The organism is Candidatus Formimonas warabiya (assembly GCF_002777255.1).
Classification (GTDB): Bacteria; Bacillota; Dehalobacteriia; order Dehalobacteriales; family Dehalobacteriaceae; genus Formimonas; species Formimonas warabiya.
Genome location: NZ_CP017634.1, coordinates 5,221,466 through 5,237,881, shown reverse-complemented (window position 1 = coordinate 5,237,881; position 16,416 = coordinate 5,221,466). Strand labels below are relative to the sequence as shown.

The 16,416-nt window shown below is 48.6% G+C and carries 12 protein-coding genes and 1 pseudogene; all 13 read right to left on the bottom strand.

Translation table 11 applies throughout. The annotated features are described in order from the left end of the window. Position 1: 1 nt before the first annotated feature. The 13 genes and pseudogenes from DCMF_RS30160 to dsrO all read right to left on the bottom strand — a co-directional run bounded on the left by DCMF_RS30160 (position 2) and on the right by dsrO (position 16,416). Positions 2–874, bottom strand: a complete 873-nt coding sequence (locus DCMF_RS30160; RefSeq protein WP_148136737.1) for a methyl-accepting chemotaxis protein — start codon at positions 872–874, stop codon at positions 2–4. Positions 875–933: 59 nt separating this feature from the next. Further along, positions 934–1,731: a c-type cytochrome biogenesis protein CcsB gene (gene ccsB / locus DCMF_RS23835; protein ID WP_236860111.1), complete on the bottom strand. Its 798-nt coding sequence runs from the start codon at positions 1,729–1,731 to the stop codon at positions 934–936. Next, positions 1,712–2,776, bottom strand: a complete 1,065-nt coding sequence (locus DCMF_RS23830; RefSeq protein ID WP_148136735.1) for a cytochrome c biogenesis ResB family protein — start codon at positions 2,774–2,776, stop codon at positions 1,712–1,714. Before DCMF_RS23830 ends, ccsB begins: the two co-directional genes overlap by 20 nt. A gap of 33 nt (positions 2,777–2,809) precedes the next feature. Continuing rightward, positions 2,810–4,216 carry a trimethylamine methyltransferase family protein gene (locus tag DCMF_RS23825; RefSeq protein WP_148136734.1) on the bottom strand — a complete coding sequence of 469 codons (1,407 nt, stop codon included), beginning with the start codon at positions 4,214–4,216 and terminating at the stop codon, positions 2,810–2,812. Between the two features lie 117 nt (positions 4,217–4,333). Next, positions 4,334–5,764: pseudogene (gene mttB, locus DCMF_RS29860) on the bottom strand ([trimethylamine--corrinoid protein] Co-methyltransferase). 247 nt (positions 5,765–6,011) lie between these two features. Continuing rightward, positions 6,012–7,631: a BCCT family transporter gene (locus tag DCMF_RS23810; protein ID WP_148136731.1), complete on the bottom strand. Its 1,620-nt coding sequence runs from the start codon at positions 7,629–7,631 to the stop codon at positions 6,012–6,014. 311 nt (positions 7,632–7,942) lie between these two features. Continuing rightward, a complete protein-coding gene (locus tag DCMF_RS23805; protein WP_148136730.1) occupies positions 7,943–8,278 on the bottom strand; it encodes a thioredoxin family protein in 336 nt (111 codons plus the stop codon). 19 nt (positions 8,279–8,297) lie between these two features. After that, positions 8,298–9,497 (bottom strand): thioredoxin-disulfide reductase, encoded by a 1,200-nt coding sequence (gene trxB, locus DCMF_RS23800; protein ID WP_148138055.1) that lies wholly within the window; start codon positions 9,495–9,497, stop codon positions 8,298–8,300. A gap of 39 nt (positions 9,498–9,536) precedes the next feature. Beyond that, complete coding sequence (locus tag DCMF_RS23795; RefSeq protein ID WP_148136729.1) at positions 9,537–11,537, bottom strand: alkaline phosphatase family protein; 2,001 nt, start codon at positions 11,535–11,537, stop codon at positions 9,537–9,539. Between the two features lie 316 nt (positions 11,538–11,853). Beyond that, entirely contained in the window at positions 11,854–13,290 is a 1,437-nt protein-coding gene (locus tag DCMF_RS23790; protein WP_148136728.1) for a sigma-54 interaction domain-containing protein, read from the bottom strand. A gap of 161 nt (positions 13,291–13,451) precedes the next feature. Beyond that, a complete protein-coding gene (dsrM, locus tag DCMF_RS23785; RefSeq protein WP_335582364.1) occupies positions 13,452–14,480 on the bottom strand; it encodes a sulfate reduction electron transfer complex DsrMKJOP subunit DsrM in 1,029 nt (342 codons plus the stop codon). Next, entirely contained in the window at positions 14,480–15,643 is a 1,164-nt protein-coding gene (gene dsrP, locus DCMF_RS23780; protein WP_148136727.1) for a sulfate reduction electron transfer complex DsrMKJOP subunit DsrP, read from the bottom strand. The genes dsrM and dsrP overlap by 1 nt, the downstream gene beginning before the upstream one ends. Before the next feature lie 11 nt (positions 15,644–15,654). Next, positions 15,655–16,416 (bottom strand): sulfate reduction electron transfer complex DsrMKJOP subunit DsrO, encoded by a 762-nt coding sequence (gene dsrO / locus DCMF_RS30275; RefSeq protein ID WP_148136726.1) that lies wholly within the window; start codon positions 16,414–16,416, stop codon positions 15,655–15,657.

The following is a 16,416-nucleotide window of genomic DNA, read 5'->3' as shown; positions in this document are numbered from 1 at the left end:
CCTATTTTCCTTCATACGCCGCATAAGCATCTCTTGTTAGGTCCTGGGCCATGGTCACAATGGAATCAGCTAAACCCGTCAGATTATCCACGGCAGCCGAAATATCGGTCAGGACTTCCGCCTGGTGGTTGGCCACGATTGCCACTTCTTTCACGGCCGAATTGATTTGTTCTACGGCACTTTTCACTCTTTCCAAGGTTTGCTTGATATTTTTCGTGGAAGTTGAACTGGTTTGGGCCAGTTTGCGTACTTCTTCCGCCACCACCGTAAATCCCCGGCCGTGTTCGCCTACCCGGGCTGCTTCGATGGCTGCATTCAGACCGATTAAATTGGTTTGGCCGGCTATTTTCCGGATCACCTCAATCACATCATCGGTTTCTCCCACCTGGGCATTTGTTTCCTGGGAAATGCTGCCCAATTCTTCCCCGGTGGCAGATAACTCCTCTGCTTCCGCCGCTACTTGTTGCACAGTGGTATCCAAAGTTCTGATCGTCTGATCCAAAGAATGGGCAATTTCCAAAAGCTTTTCTTTTCGTTCCACCGATACCTGAACCGCAATGCCCCCTACCACCCGGCGGTTTTCAAAAATGGGCAGAGCCACCGCCATATAAGGCACGCCAAAGGCTTCTTTTCCTACTTCCTCAATGAGTCTTTTTTGTTGCTGCATGGCCTTGGAGACTACCCAGTCCGGCCCCGGCTGGTCACCCACATAGCTTGCCTTGGGCCATTTAAAGGTTTTCGGCGTCACATCCCAAATAACCCTTTCCTGATCACAGACAAATAATCCCATATCCTCAATCGTAAGCTGGTTAATATATGGAGCAACGGTTAAAAAATGTTTCAATGTTTGGCAAAGTTCCCTGTTGTCAGCCATATTATCCCCACCTTTATTAAATTATCCTTTCGAATCAGAAAAACTTTTTTTCCAGTAATTTAACCATAGCTGTGTACCCCATGGAGCAAGAGGGTTACCCCAAACAGGGTGAACAGGACCGCCACAAAGCCGACGATGACCAGGATGGCCCCTTTTTTCCCCTGCCAGCCATAGGTTTTTCGTACGTGCAGGTATCCGGCATAAATCAGCCAGGTAATTAAGGCCCAGGTTTCTTTGGGATCCCAGTTCCACCAACTGCCCCAGACCTGTTCCGCCCAAACCGCTCCGGTAATAATCACTAAAGTTAAAAAAGAAAAACCCACCGCAACAGACCAGTAGATGAGATGATCGATCCGTTTGCCCAGGCTGACGGCGGCTTCAGTGCCCCCCTTGGAGCCTTTGATTAAGTAAATGATCCCTAAAAAACAGGCAATACCGAACCCTCCATAGGCCAAGATGGCTGTCAGCACATGAAATTGCAGCCACACGCTTTGCAGGGCCGGAACTAAGGGTCTGGCCTCTGCAGAAAAAGTATTTCCTACGGAGAAGATGAGCACATTAAAAAAAGCGGTCAGAAAGGTGTATAAATTCAATTTTAATTTTCGCCAGGTAAAAAGATAAAGTACCAGAATGCCCCAGGAAAAAAGGAAAACAAATTCGTAAAGGGAGGTTACAGGCAGGCGGTCTAAAGTCCAGCTGCGCCAGCCCAGAAATAGGGTGAGGAAAATAAACGCCGTGAGCACACCGCCAAAAGACGCCTTTTCCAAAAACCGATTGGGTTTCCAAAGAGACAATAAGCTGAAGAATGTGGCCAGGATTAAAAACAGATAAGCCACGCTATTGAAGATGCTCTCCACCAGGCTCCCTCCCTTCCTTTTTGATCTTGGCATGGGGTACACACCAGTACAAAACAAGACCCAATACGACCAAAACGAACCCGGCAAAAATATAGGGTATCCCTGGATCCTGCTTAATCTCTAAGCCTGAATAACGGCGAAAGGAAGTAAAGGTCACGGTGCATCCGGCCATCTCCTTGCTTTCACCGGGGGCGAGCAACAGAAAGTCCGTCATTTCCCCTCCCTGAATCATGGCGCATACCATCCTGGGATTCTGAGGAAGGGGCGTTTTGGAGGACATGGTTCCGGTTTGGGCATCATAATCGGGGATAAAAAAGGTTCTGATGTTTAAATCCTGCCGGTCGTTCAGATTCACAAAGTCCCCATCCCGTACGGTAAAAGGGGTACTGCTTTGGCCGGTCTTGACAGTGCCCTGAAGCACCCATCCGTAGCTGGTTTGGTAAATTTTTAATCCGCCCGCCTGAAAGGGGTGATTGACACTGGTCTGTCCCTGGATCGCCTGCCGGTTTTCCAACTGAAGAGTCAAATCCGAATAATACTGCTGGGGATCATAATTCTCATAATAGGAGATTCTAAACTCTTTTAAAGTAAGCACATGGGGAGAAAAGCCTTTCGTGGCCAGATTGACGGTATCTCCCTCGGCCAGTTCTACGTACTCCCGGTGACCCCAGGCTCCTGAGATCAGGCAGCCGATGAAAAGGACCAAAAGGCTGCCATGGATCAAAAAGGAACCCCAGGCGCGCAGGTTTTTCAGCCTTTTCACGCGGAGCATCAAACAAAACACCAGGTTTAACAGGAGTAATACGGAAAAGAAAATATACCACCAGGACCGGTACAGATGGTCTAAGCCTGTAAGTACAATCAGCTTTCCCAGCCTGTCTCCGTAATTCATCAGGTAAAGCTGTGCCGGAGCGTCTTGGGGAATCACGGTACCCAGGGAGATCAATCCCCCTTGGATAAAGATGAGGCACAGCCCCAATTTCATAGAAGCCAAATATGGCACGATGCCTTTTTTCTTCGGGTCATGATGGATGCTTTCTGCCAAATGAACCACTCCACAAATTAATCAACCGGTCCCTTACACCAGGTAACGGCGTAAAGCCTTTTCCACTTCAGGATCCAAAAGAGATTCCGGGGCCTTTGCTAAGATTTCTTTATATCTTCTATGGGCCCTTACGGTGACATCTTCCCCTCCTTCCGCCCGCCAGTCCTGGTAAGATTCCCAGTTGGATACCGTAGGCAGCCAGATGTTGCGGAAGGATTCAAAGGTACTTTCATGGGTGAGATATGTACCATTATAGCCTACTTCCTGGATCACATCAACCGCCAATGCCTTGTCTGAGGTATCCACCCCTTGCCGGATCCGCTTCACGCGCCGGATCAATTCCTCATCAATGATGATTTTCTCATAAGAGGTGGTCATAATGGCATCCAATACCCCTAAGCACTGTACAAAAATATGGGCGCCGCTCATCAATCCCATCATTAAACTCATCATGGTTTCATATCCTGCCTGGCAGTCCAAGACCTTGGCATGGTTGATCCCGCACATGGTCCGGGTGGGCAGGTGGTAAAAATCCAAACCCATCTGAATGTTGGGCGTGTTGATTAACATGGCCTCGGGTGAACCGGCGGCGTAACTGGCCGTCTTCATATAGCCCACCGTAGAAGCCGTGGCATAAACAACCGGCGTACCGGGATTGACCAGCTGGGTCAAGGTAATTCCCGCTAAAAGCTCTACATTCTGCAGCACCGCGGTGCCCAGAAGGCTAATGGGTCCGGACACTCCTGCCATAATGCAGGGGGCCAAAAGAATGATCTGTTTTTTTCTGGAATACTCTATTATTGTTTCCAGGGTTTCCGGAGCATATGCCAAAGGACTGAGGGAATTGACCAGAACCCCTACGCAGGGATTTTGCTCCAGAAAACCTTCCTGACCCAGGGCGAGTTCCGCCATCTCCAGCATTTTTTTCGCCTCAGGGCGGGAAACGCAGGCGCCGATAATGGGTTTATCCGTATTTTTTAACATTTCATACATGATATAAAAATATTTCTTATCCGCTTCCACATCGCTGGGATCCACCGGGATGCTGCCGTTCAGGTCAATCACGTCGCTGGCCTGGCACAGTTTCATAATATTGGCATAGTCCTTCAAGGTGGCCAGCCGGCGGCCCCGGTCCAGGTCCTCAATATACACCGGCCCCACATTGGGTTGAATCAAAATCCCTTCCCCCACGGTTACGGAATGATCAGGATTTCTCGCCTGCCACACAAACTTCTCGGGACAGCTCTCCAGGGCATGTTCTATCATCGGGGCATCCAGATAGACAATTTCCCCGTTCACCCGGGCCCCATGTTTCTTGAATATCTCTAGGGCCTCCTGAGAGTGGAAAACCACACCGGTTTCTCTTAAGATCTGCAGTGAAGCATCATGAATTCTTTGATAGTCTTCTTGGGTAATTAGTTTAAACGGGTTAAAAGACAATGAAAAAGCCTCCCTTGCTCCTGAGATCAGGTTCTCTTTGTTAAGTCATTAAGACTCATCCCCTCAGATAAAAGAGAGGTGAAATCTCTTTTATCTTCCGGGTATGGTGCTAAACCACTACTTTTTTTTCATCTGCGCCGCAAACTCTGCTTCCGCCTCGGCAATAATAGACTGCAGTTCTGCCTGGACACTCTCCGTCAACGGCTCCGGTTTATGATTCTGCAGCAGGGAAACCGCTTCTTCATGAGCCACGGCGGTAAGGTCCTTGCTTCCCTTATCTTTCCAGGCATAGCGCATTTGCCGGTCCAGAATCTTGGGGCGGGATTGTTCCGTGCGCATATATTTAATAGTGTGTTCCTGGCTGAGGAAGTCGCCGCCGGCTCCTACCTGGTCGATCACATCCACAGCAAGGGTTTCATCGCTGATTTCAATCCCTTTCAGTACCTTGCGCACCATCTTAATAATATCGTTATCCATCACCATCTGCTCAAAGCTAAAGGTAATTCCTAATTCCAGCATGCCCACTCCGTAAATCAGGTTGGCCCCTGCCAATCCGGTTAAAAGAGTAGACATGGTTGTTTCGTGCGCAGCCTGGGCATCGGCAATCTTGCTGTCTACCTACCCGCCCGCTACCCAGCTGGGCAGCAAATAGTATTGGGCCAGAGCAGCCACGGCGGCATTGATCATGCCCAATTCCGGAGCACCTACCGGAGCGGTGGTGGTTTTAAGATCCATCATGGTGGTGGAACTGCCGTAAATGACCGGGGCTCCTTTCCGGGTTAACTGATTCAGAATGACGCCGGACAAGACTTCCGCATTATGGGTAACCAGGGTTCCCCCCAAGGTAACGGGCGAAGAGCCTCCGGCCATGGCCATGGAAAGAATATTCACCGGTACCCCGTATTCCGCACATTTAATAATGGCGTCGGTGCAATGACTGGTCAGCTGCAAGGGGCTGGTCGGACACACATTAAGGGAGAGAATGGGACGTTCTTTAAATTTATCCATGCCCCCGCACACGGCCGCCCCCATTTGGAACAAGTATTCGGCAAGCCTGGCGTTCACTCCTCCATTGAAAACCGGTTTGGACGTATTATGAAAGCACACTTCCATTTCATGGAGAGCATGGGTGGGAACAAACACATCATGGGCCGCTACCGCTCTTAAAATGACATCCACCTCGTCCAGGGCGTCACAGATCAATGCCGCGTTGGCGCAATCCTGCTTGGTGGACTTTCTGTATGCACCGGTAAAAGGATCAATCACCATAATCCCTTCCCCGAAATTGGTAAAATGAACCCTCTTTCCTTCCAGGATCACATTATGCACCGGATTCCTGGCATTCAACACCACCTTGCTGGGGGCGGAACGAATAGCGTCCTCCACAATATAAGCCGGGAATTTCACCAGATGAGTTTGTTTATTTACCTTCGCACCGCCGGCGTCAAAAATTTCCAATGCTTCTTCGCTCTCTACCTTAATGCCTGTTCTTTCCAATACCTGCAGTGTTGCTAAATGGATGGCATAGAGTTCATCTTCGGAAAACATTTTTAATCCGAATCCTCTTGTCAAATTCACAGCTGCCTCAGAATTAGTCCGCATCGTTTATCCTCCTTTATTTCATATTTTGCATCGACAAATTCGGGCTGATACCAGCTATCTGCTATCATATAAGCAATTATCATACCAACTTTTAATAATTAGAGAAAACAGGTGATGAAAGAAATTCATCACCCGTTTCTCATCATCAGTTACCGGTTTGGCAAGCCGGATCCCTATGGATCACTTCTTAGGCTTACACGCTTTTGGACTGGGCAACTCCTTCCGCATAAGCAGCTTTTCCCTGTTCATTGATCACCGCGTCATACTTGTTTGTAGTAAGCGGTTCATCATGACCAAAGTCTTCCCGCAGCCACTTGACCAAAGAAATAGCCAATATGATCAGCAGGAACAACACCGGTACCGCCGTTAATACGGAGGATAGTTTGACCGCATCCATACCGCCCACCAGCAGCAGACCCGTGGTAGCAAAGAAAAGTACCAATGCCCAAACAACACGGGACCATTTAGGAGGTTCTACCCCATCCTGCACTTCATAACAAGCCATGTTTGCCATGGTAAAAGAAGCGGCATCCACACCGGTGGCCTGAGATATGAACATAACAAAGATAAAGAAAGGGATGACGATGGCGTTAAGGGGCAGTGACTGCAAAAATGCGGAGGTTACTGCCGGTCCGCCCTGGTCTCGCAAAATGGCAAACAGGTCTACCCCTTGATTCATAATCATATCCACTTGATAACCGCCGAAAATCAGGAAGAAGAGAGCGCACCCGCCGGTAGCCGAAAAAACGCAGTTGGCAATCACGGATTTGATGGTGCGGCCCTTGGAAATACGGGCGACAAAAAGCCCTACATACATAGCCCAAGCCAGCCACCAGGCCCAGTAGAAGGTGGTCCAGTCTTGGGGGAAGCCGGATTTGGCGATGGGGTCGGTATATAGGCTCATGCGGAAAAAGTTATTCAGCAATACGCCCATGTTGTCCGCAAAGAGAGAAAACAGGAAAGCAGTAGGACCGACAACCAGGACAAAGGCCAGGATCAGAAAGGATAAATACATATTGGCATCGGCCAGTTTGGCAATCCCGCCCTTTAATCCCTGATAGCAGCTCCACCCGTAAATACATAAAAAGATGATAGAAACAACCATTTTAAAGCCTATGCCATCAGCAATACCGAAATAGTCCGCCGCGATCTTCGAGATCATGGGAATCACAAATCCCAGGGAGGTGGCCATCCCACCCACCATACCAATAATGACGATAGCATCAATCAATTTTCCTACCCAACCGTCCACCCATTTTCCTAAGACGCCGCGGCAGGCATAACTGGGATAAAGAAAAGGCTTTTTGCGCACATAATACATATATCCGAAAGCCAGGGCAGGAACCGCAAAGGTAGCCCATGCACTAAAGCCCCAGTGGAAGACCCCGTAAGACAGCGCCCATTGGGCAGATGCGGCAGAAAAAGGCTCCACGCCAAAGGGCGGCCCGGCCAGATACCAAATCGGTTCCACCAATGCCCAGTAAACAAGTCCCGCCCCGGAACCGCCACAAAACATCATGGCAATCCAGGTAAAAGTAGAGAATTCCGGTTTGTCGTCGGGTCCGCCCAATTTTACATTGCCGTACCGGCTAAAGGCCAGCCAGGCTAAGAAAACCAGACAGCCCAGAACAACAACCTCCCAGGTCCAGTCCGTGACACGGGTCACAAAGGCAAAGGTTTTATTGATAATATTCTGCGCGCCTTCCTGGTAAATCACCATGGGTCCGTAAAACAGCAGACATACCCCGATGGATACCCAAAATACCATTGGATTAATTTTCGCGTATTTAGGTTGTGGCTTTCCATTATCCATTTGTACCCCTCCTACATATTAAGTTGATAATTCCTGTATTCCAACTTCTTTCTGCGTTGAGCATACCCGTGTATAACCTTTACTTCTTTTTCCCTGCTAAACATGAATCAGTTTTTTTCTCCCCCCTTTTTTCCCGAAATACCCCATTTCGCCTCTTCTCTAACTCTTGTAGCAAAAACGATGCCTAAAATGAAGAGCTGCTGTTTTTCCCATAGGCAAAAGGATTTTCGGCGTATTCTTCCCGTGCGGGACAGACGGATCAGGCTATTTTTAAGTCACATTAACTTGTTAAAACCCATAATAACTTAGGGTTATACGCCCAACACACTGTCGATCTTTTCCTGAATGGCTTCTTTTTCCGCCAGCCCGCCGATGCGTTCTTTGATCTCTCCTTGGTGAAAGATCAGGATCTGAGGAATTCCCCTTAACCTGAACCGGGTGGCCAATGTCTTGTATTCATCCACATCCACCCAATAAAAATTCATTTTTCCGGCATAATCACGGGCAATTTCTTCTACTGTAGGCAACAGCTCTTTACAGACCTGACACCGTTCCGCACCGAAGAAAACCGTCACGGGAACAGGGCTGTCAAAGGTTAACTGATCAAAATCCCCGGGGGAAATAGGGTTTAAAGATCCTTGAGTCATTTTGATTCCTCCTTTATGGTCAGTTTTTCTCCCTTAGGGCTGCCTCCAGGCTCCGCGCGGTCAAATTTGGCGGCAGGTCCCGTTTTTCCCCGCCCTTTTTGAGCAAAAGGATCGCCGGCGCCTGTAGGACATGGTATTTAGATGCCATCCTCTTTCTGCGGGAGATATCGACCTTGACAAGTTTTACCTGACCGTTGCATTGGCCGACCACACTTTCCAGGGTACTGAGCAGAGCAATACTCTCTTCATGAGCCGGGCTCCAAAAGGCCAGCAGGACAGGTTTTCCTGCATCCTCCACCTGCCCTCTGAACTCTTCTTCCTCCCTCAGATAATTTTCTGCGGCGATAGCGGCTACCGCACCATCGTTGGCCGCCGTGATCACTTGGCGCAGGTATTTGACCCGGGCATCCCCGGCGGCAAAAACACCGTCTACAGCCGTTTCCATTCTTTCATTGGTGATAATATAGCCTTTATCATCCAGTTCCACCTTGCCCTGCAAGAACCCGGTCCCCGGCACCGTCCCCACATAAATAAAAACTCCGTTGACGGGAAATTGACTAAGTTCCCCGGTTTTGATATTTTTTATCACTACGGCTTCTACTTCTTGATCCCCTTTGATTTCTGCCAGCACGGAATTCCAGATAAAGGCCATTTTTTCGTTCTGAAATGCTTTTTCCGCACTGGTCCGGTTGCAGTCCACCACCCCCGGGTCATGGATCACAAGCATCGTTACTTTACGGGCAAACCTGGTGATATAGAGGGCCTCCTCGATGGCCGCGTCACCGTTTCCTACCACCACCACATCCAGCCCTTCATAGAATTCGGCGTCACAGGTGGCACAATAGGATACACCCAACCCCCGGAACTCTTTTTCCCCCGGGATATTGAGCAGCCGGGGCTGGGCCCCCGCTGCCAGTATCACCGCCCTGGCCTGATACGAGCCGCCTTTTCTGGTACTGATTTCTTTTATTTCACGGGCAAAATTCACGTCCACTACTTCATCCCGGATGATTTCCGCGCCAAAACCGGCTGCATGATCGGCCATTGCTTTCATCAGTTGGGGACCGGTAGCATCGGGAAATCCCGGGTAATTGACCAGTTCCCTGGTGGTAAAAGCCTGGCCGCCCACTGCCCCTTTTTCAATAATCAGTGTGTGCAATTTAGCCCGGGCTCCGTAAATGCCGGCAGCCAGTCCGGCCGGGCCGGCCCCGATGATCATCAGATCGTATACGGCCAATTGCTATCTTCCCTTCTCCTATTAATCTTCAAAGCTTTCTAAAGCCTGGTAAATCACACTTCCTTCAATATCCCTGGGCATTGGTGCGCCGGCAATATGGCAGATCGTCGGTACCACGTCAACCACTTTGCAGCGGCGTCTGAGCACTTCGCCCTTTTTGAAGCCATCTCCGGCCATCAAAAGCAGGCATCGGGTGGAGAAGCCGTAGAAGGTCTGATTGCTCAGGCCATTGCCATGAGTACGGCAGAATTCATTTTCCATGAAGTAAACGATATCCCCGCAGTGCGGTCCGCCCAAACCGATATCTTCCATGTCATGGCGGTTCAAGGCAAAAGAGATCACCCGGCGGCCGGTTTTCGGATCCCGGTAGGTGTAAAGGTCGGAAATGATTTGTTTGACAAGTTCGTCATAATCCTCGGGATCAACGATTCCCTGAGGATCACGGCCTTTGAGATTGATGTAAATATACATCGCCCGTTGGGCAACGGCTTTGGTGTTGGCCCAGTCGATTTCCAGATTGCCATCAACTTCTTTCAGTTTGGTATAACCCAGTTCAGACATCACGCCCACATTCATTCCCCACATGTCGCCGATCAAGGGACATTCCGATACTTTCATACCGGGGGTAATGGCCGCATGGTCGGAAACTACAATCATGGCCACATCATCGCCCACCCGTTTGAGAAGTTCTCCAATATAATGATCGGTAATCTGGTAGATTTTAGATGTTAATGCTCGATAGCGCTTATAATCCGGAGTCACCTGCTCCAGGTTGTAATCCAGGTAATAATGGGCTAACATATCAATACCATGGATGTGGCTGTAAAACAGATCCCATTCCTTGTTGTCCAGCAAATAAGAAATTGCTTTTTCGTGCCAGCTGTAGTAATCAGCCATGGACTCAATAACGATGGTATCAGCGGTGACATTATGCCGGTCGTAATTAGATGGCTGAAGCATCGGCCCCACATTTTCAAAGAGATCACTGCAGACTTCTTTAGGATAAAAATATTTGTCATTCTTGATATCCTGGACGAAGGAGTAATAGAATTCCATATAGCTGCCATCGGCCTGCATCTTGGTCACTTTGATTTTATAAGCAACCGGCCGGTTTTCCCCGTTCATATTGTAGGTATCATAAATAAATTCGCTCCAGCATCCAACCTTGGCCTCGCCAATAGGCTGCTCGTCATTTTTGCTGACATAGATCCGGAAAGTATCATAGGTCTTGCCGTCAGAAGCAATAAGCAGACCAAAGCGCCTGGTGTTGCCGCTGTTTACAGGAAGTACAACTTCTTTGGCGCCTTCCGGAGCATTTTCCCAGCCTGTGGCCGCCTTAATCGGAGTTCTTACTTTATCACATTTAGCCGCATCAGCTTCTTCTTCACTGCCGCCTTCCTCAGTGACCAAGCCCGGTTGAGAATATCCAAAACCATCCAATGGTTTGATCTTTGCCTGCTGAGTGGTAACTTCGGTTTCCACCCGGCAGTCCGTACCGCTATTGTCCACCACATGGGGCACCTCTTCAATTGCAAAATCACCTTCTGCACAGGTGAAGTATTTTTCATAATCCGTATAGCCGCGAAGATTGGTAAAAATGCTGGTTCCGTCTATTACAATGGAATTCTTGGTTGTGGGCGGCCAGGAAGTGGGATAATTCATAAGAATACTTTTTTTGCCGGCCCGTTCAAAAGCGTCCCAAATATACTCAGCTTTACAAAGATTGGAATCCCATCCGTATTCCAGTTCATCCAATGGTTTGCCCAGTTCATGATTCCAGAAGCAGGTGATGCCGTGCGTATTAGGATAAGCGCCTGTGGCCAGTGATGCCCAGTTGGGCGGGGTAATCGTCGGCAGCACGCCCTGCATCCCCAGGTCCTCAGTAGCAACGCCCATTTCAATCATTTTCTTGAAATTAGGTAGTTTTCCCTCATCAATAAAGCGTTTAATCAGCATCGGATCGGCACCATCAAGGCCGACCATCATTACTTTTTTGGTTTTTACATCATTGCTACAGCACATTTTGTTTTTACCTCCTAAAATAGTGAACTTATTGAATTGAAAAACCTATCATTATTTTAAGCAAGTTCCATACCACTTTTAGGATCATTGTGAAAATGCCTGTTTTTATTGATAATTTTACTGTTTTAGGACTAGGAGAGGCGATTAACCCGGCTAAATTTTAAATCTATTAGACTCATATCGAGTCATTGTAACTCAATCTATTTCATGACTCTCCTCACAAAACTTACTATTCTAAATATAAAAGCAATAAAAAATAATGCCCTTAATATTCAGGGCACGGTAACAAAACCTATATAAAAATATGATGGGCTCTTTATGATTTCGGGGCTGCGTTTAAACCGGATAAATATTGGCGTATTTTTCTATTGGCTTTACTTTGACTGATATTTAATACTTTGGCGACTTTATAAGAACTGCCCAGCTGTTTATAAGCCTTGATAATCAGTTCTTTCTCGATCAGGTCAAGGGGGGCAATGTTCTGTAAGGACACAGGTCCTGTCATCTTTTCCACTTGTTGAAATTTCTTGGGTAGGTGTTTGGGAAGAATTTTTGATTCCTGGACGGTTAAAACCAACCGCTCAATGACATGCTCCAGTTCCCGGACATTTCCCAGCCAGGGATGGCAGATCAAAATGTCCAGAGTATCTTGAGAAAAGGAATGAGAGGTATGATAACGCTTATCATACTTATTGAGAAAAAATTGGGCCAGGGGAACAATATCTTCCGTCCGTTCCCGCAGCGGGGCAATAGGAAGTTCAATCACGTTCAGTCTGTAATAAAGATCCTCCCGGAAGGTTCCCTCTTTCACCATTTGTTCCAGATCCCGGTTAGTGGCCGCAATGATCCGGATATTGACCGTTTTGTATTTAGTCCCGCCTACCGGAATAAATTTGTTTTCCTGGATCACCTGCAAAATCTTCGCCTGAAGTTTAATGGGGATCTCCGCAATTTCATCCAAAAAAAGGGTCCCTCCATTGGCAAGCTCCAACAGTCCCGCTTTTCCCTTGCTATTGGCCCCGGTAAAAGCACCGGACTGGTAACCGAATAATTCCGACTCCAGCAACTGCTCCGGAATGGCGGCACAATTAATCGTCTGAAAAGGCCCCTGTTTCCGGGGGCTCATGCCATGAATATATTTGGCTAAAACGCTTTTCCCCGTGCCGGTTTCCCCCAGGATGATAATGGTGGAATCCGCCAGGGCCACCCGCTGGGCCAATTCCATACAATCGCCCATGGCCTTGCTGCGCACGATAAAATTTTCAAAGCGGTTCTCTCTCTTTTTTAATTCTTCGACTTCCTTTTTGTATTCTTCCATTTGTTTTTTGGTTTCTTCCAAATTATATTTCAGGTTTTCCAGTTCCGTGATATCCCGGCTGTTCATCACCACCAGGTCCACTTCGTCCCGGTCGTTGAGGATGGGGGTAGCGGTGACCACCAGTTTTTTCCCCACAATGGTTTCCTGTTCAAAGGTGGCCCTTTTTTTCTCCTGCAACACCAGAGGAGCAATCAAGGGATAATAATATCCCTCGTTGATCAGCTGGTAAACCGTTTTCCCCACAATTTCTTCCGGTTTCAGCCCGTAATTTCGCTCACAGGCTTCATTGACGTACACAACTTCCCCTTTGTTGTTGATGACAAAAATCTCATCATAGGAATGGTTTAATATTTTCCTAAACTGAGTTAATTCCCATTCGTTCCGGCTTTCCGGAGCCTTCTCCGCCGCAGGGGCCTTCTTTTTCGATTTTTCCACTCTTATCACCTAATCTTTTTTAAGATTTTTTCCAGACCGGCAAATAAGAACCTATCTTGGGTGAAGGTGATTATTTTTAATTAATGATTCTACCTTGGGCAACATTTTTCCTTTATCCAGAAATTAACTATTTTTCTCTTTCTCGATTTTATCGGCTAGCCTCATCCTTCTTTTTCCAAAGGCAGGCCCGCCCCCTGCATGATTTTCCGGAATTCGTCTTCGTATTCTTCATAGGTGTGCACGTGCACCGGATAATTCCAGGGGTTCACATGTCTTGCCATCCGGTTGTTATTGGCCATATTTCGCGTCGGGGTTAACAATAGCCCTGGTCCATGCATTAATTTACTGAAGGGAAAATAAGCCAGCAAAACGCAGACCAAAAACAAATGCACATAGAAGATCAGGCCGACTTCTCCGGGAATCGCGGGATGAAAGGTCACCAGTCCCAAAGCCAGTTCTTTCACCGCCGTGACGTCAGCGCGCAGAAAATATTTCATCAAAATCCCGCTTAACCCAATGCCCAGAATCAGGAAGAGAGGAAAATAATCTGCGGCAAAAGAAACATAGCGCACCATGGGGATGACCAGTCTCCGGATGAGGAGAAAACCCAGGGCCCCCACAATCAACAGATCCGTCAGGTAGAAGCTGAACATGCCAAAGCTGAAAAAGCCGTCCAGACCGTCCAACAAGCGCACCAGCACCGGCACTTCCCCGGTGACAAAGCGCAAATGACGCAGGATAATGATCAAAAAGGACCAGTGAAAGATGATCGCCGCCAGCCAGAGCCACTTTTCCCAAATCGTCACCATCGCTCTCTTTTCCGTCAATTTTAGCTTGGTATTGCGAAACAGAGAGCGAAACAGAAAAATCTCCCCTGCCATGCGCAGCCAGACGCCCAGGGCAGAGGTGGGATTCTCGATGCCATTGGGCCTGATCCAAGACAGGGTTTTTTGCTGACCGCAGGTAGTAGGAATGCGGAAGGGAACGGGCGAGCGTGCCCAGACCCCGATCCGGTAGATGACGCCCAGCACAAAAAGGGCAAATGCCCCGTAAGGCAGCACAACGCCCAGCATGTATTCCCCTCCTGCGTAAACTCCTAGAACGGGAATCAAGATTAAAATGATCATCGCCATGAGTGAAAAGCCCACGCCCATATCTATCCCCTCGCTTATTCTTTGGTTTTTTTTCATCAATGGTCGCTGCCGCTTTCTACTTTCACCGCAACTGCCATCTTGTAGAGCAGCGTTAAAACCAGGGCCCCAATGGCCCATACCCCGGCGGTAATGAGAATTTCCGGCCCGGTGGGCCCATATTCCGTAATCTTTTCGAAGGCATTGGGAATAAATCCGCCCACGATTAAGCCCAATCCTTTCTCCAGCATCATGGCGCAAAAAACCGCACCACAGGCCAGGGCCAGAAATCTCTGATCATTCCTGGTCTTGGGATTGAGCAGCAAAACCAGGGCCAGGAGAGCCAAAATCACAAAAATACCCATCACCGGCACCATTTTGTGATACCCCTCCAGGCCAAAAAACAGATAGAGCAGGCTGTGCATATGTTCCGGCACCTGGCTGTAAAAAGGGGTGAAAAATTCTAAAATGATAAAGAACATGCTGATGGTCATGGCATAGGTAATAATGACGGACAACTTGCGCATCGCTCCCTCCTCCACCTTAAAACCCGTAAAACGCTGCATCACCATAATTAAGAGGAGGAGAAGCGCCGGACCGCTGGCGAAAGCTGAGGCCAGAAAGCGGGCTGCCATGATGGAAGTAAGCCAGTAAGAGCGTCCCGGCAATCCGGCGATTAAAAAAGCAGTTACGGTATGGATACTGACGGCCCAGGGAATGGAAACATAGACCAGGTTCTTCACCCAGCGGGCAGGCTGGACTGAATTATATTCCGCCTCCAGCATGTTCCACCCGATCAACAGGTTCAAAAGCAAATAGCCGAACAAAACCACCATATCCCAAAACATAATGGAATGGGGTGTGGCCATGAGAATCATATTCAATAACCGGTCCGGTCTGCCCAAATCCACGACGATAAAGAGCATGCACATGATCACGGCGGCAATGGCGAGGAATTCTCCAAAAATGGTGATGCGGCCGAACTCTTTCACATTGTGCAGGTAATAGGGAAGCACTACCATCACTGCGGAGGCGGCAACCCCGACAAAAAAGGTGAACTGGCCGATATAAAGCCCCCAGGATACGTCCCTGCCCATCCCCGTAACGGTTAATCCTTTTTGAAACTGATACAGGTAGGCGGCCATGCCTGCGGCGATGATCACCAGCAAAAAGGCCAGCCACTGCCAATATCTTCGGCTTCCATGAAATATACGCTCTACCATAGCGGCCCTCCTTAAACGATATAATAAATGCCGGGGAAGGTTCCCAAATTCGGTTTGCGCTGAATGGTGATGTGGGCGTCCAGAAGCTTGCGCACGTTGGAATCAGGATCATTCAAATCCCCGCAGGTAATGGCCCCCTTTTGGCACGCCTGGGCGCACAGGGGAAGCAATCCCTGGGAAAGCTGCTCCGTACAGAAATTGCATTTCTCCACCACCCCTTTGGTCCGGGTGGGATATTTTTCATTGATCTCCGGAATAAAGGGGCGGGGATCTTGAAAATTAAAGCTTCTCGCCCCATAAGGACAGGCCGCCATACAATAACGGCAGCCGATGCAGCGATGATAGTCCATCATCACAATGCCGTCTTCCCTTTTGAATGTGGCTTTGGTGGGGCATACCCGGACGCAGGCCGGGTTTTCGCAATGGTTGCATAAAAGGAGGAAAGGCCGTTTTTCTAGGTCGGCGCTGAGATAGCGCTGGTTTAAATCAGGAAAGGCGTTTTCAAACTTTTCTTTCCAGATCCATTTCACCTCTTCCTCCTGGTTTTTGATCTCCGGCACATTGTGCGTTTTATGACAGGCATTGATGCAATCATTACAGCCGGCGCACTTGCGGGAGTCAATCACCATGGCCCACCTTTTTCCCGTCATGGAAAGGTCACTGCGGTACTGCCCTTTGGCTACCTGGGCAAAAACGTTTTCTGCCTTGACCATGCCGAAGCCCAGGAGACCCAAGCCGCACGCTTTAATAAATTTTCTCCGGTCCATGTCCAT

Excerpts from the sequence above, each read along its gene's own strand:
- DCMF_RS30160 (WP_148136737.1), bottom strand. The coding sequence starts at position 874 with ATGGCTGACAACAGGGAACTTTGCCAAACATTGAAACATTTTTTAACC.
- DCMF_RS23810 (WP_148136731.1), bottom strand. The coding sequence starts at position 7,631 with ATGGATAATGGAAAGCCACAACCTAAATACGCGAAAATTAATCCAATG.
- DCMF_RS23805 (WP_148136730.1), bottom strand. The coding sequence starts at position 8,278 with ATGACTCAAGGATCTTTAAACCCTATTTCCCCCGGGGATTTTGATCAG.
- trxB (WP_148138055.1), bottom strand. The coding sequence starts at position 9,497 with ATGATCATCGGGGCCGGCCCGGCCGGACTGGCTGCCGGCATTTACGGA.
- DCMF_RS23795 (WP_148136729.1), bottom strand. The coding sequence starts at position 11,537 with ATGTGCTGTAGCAATGATGTAAAAACCAAAAAAGTAATGATGGTCGGC.
- dsrM (WP_335582364.1), bottom strand. The coding sequence starts at position 14,480 with ATGAAAAAAAACCAAAGAATAAGCGAGGGGATAGATATGGGCGTGGGC.
- dsrP (WP_148136727.1), bottom strand. The coding sequence starts at position 15,643 with ATGGTAGAGCGTATATTTCATGGAAGCCGAAGATATTGGCAGTGGCTG.
- dsrO (WP_148136726.1), bottom strand. The coding sequence starts at position 16,416 with ATGGACATGGACCGGAGAAAATTTATTAAAGCGTGCGGCTTGGGTCTC.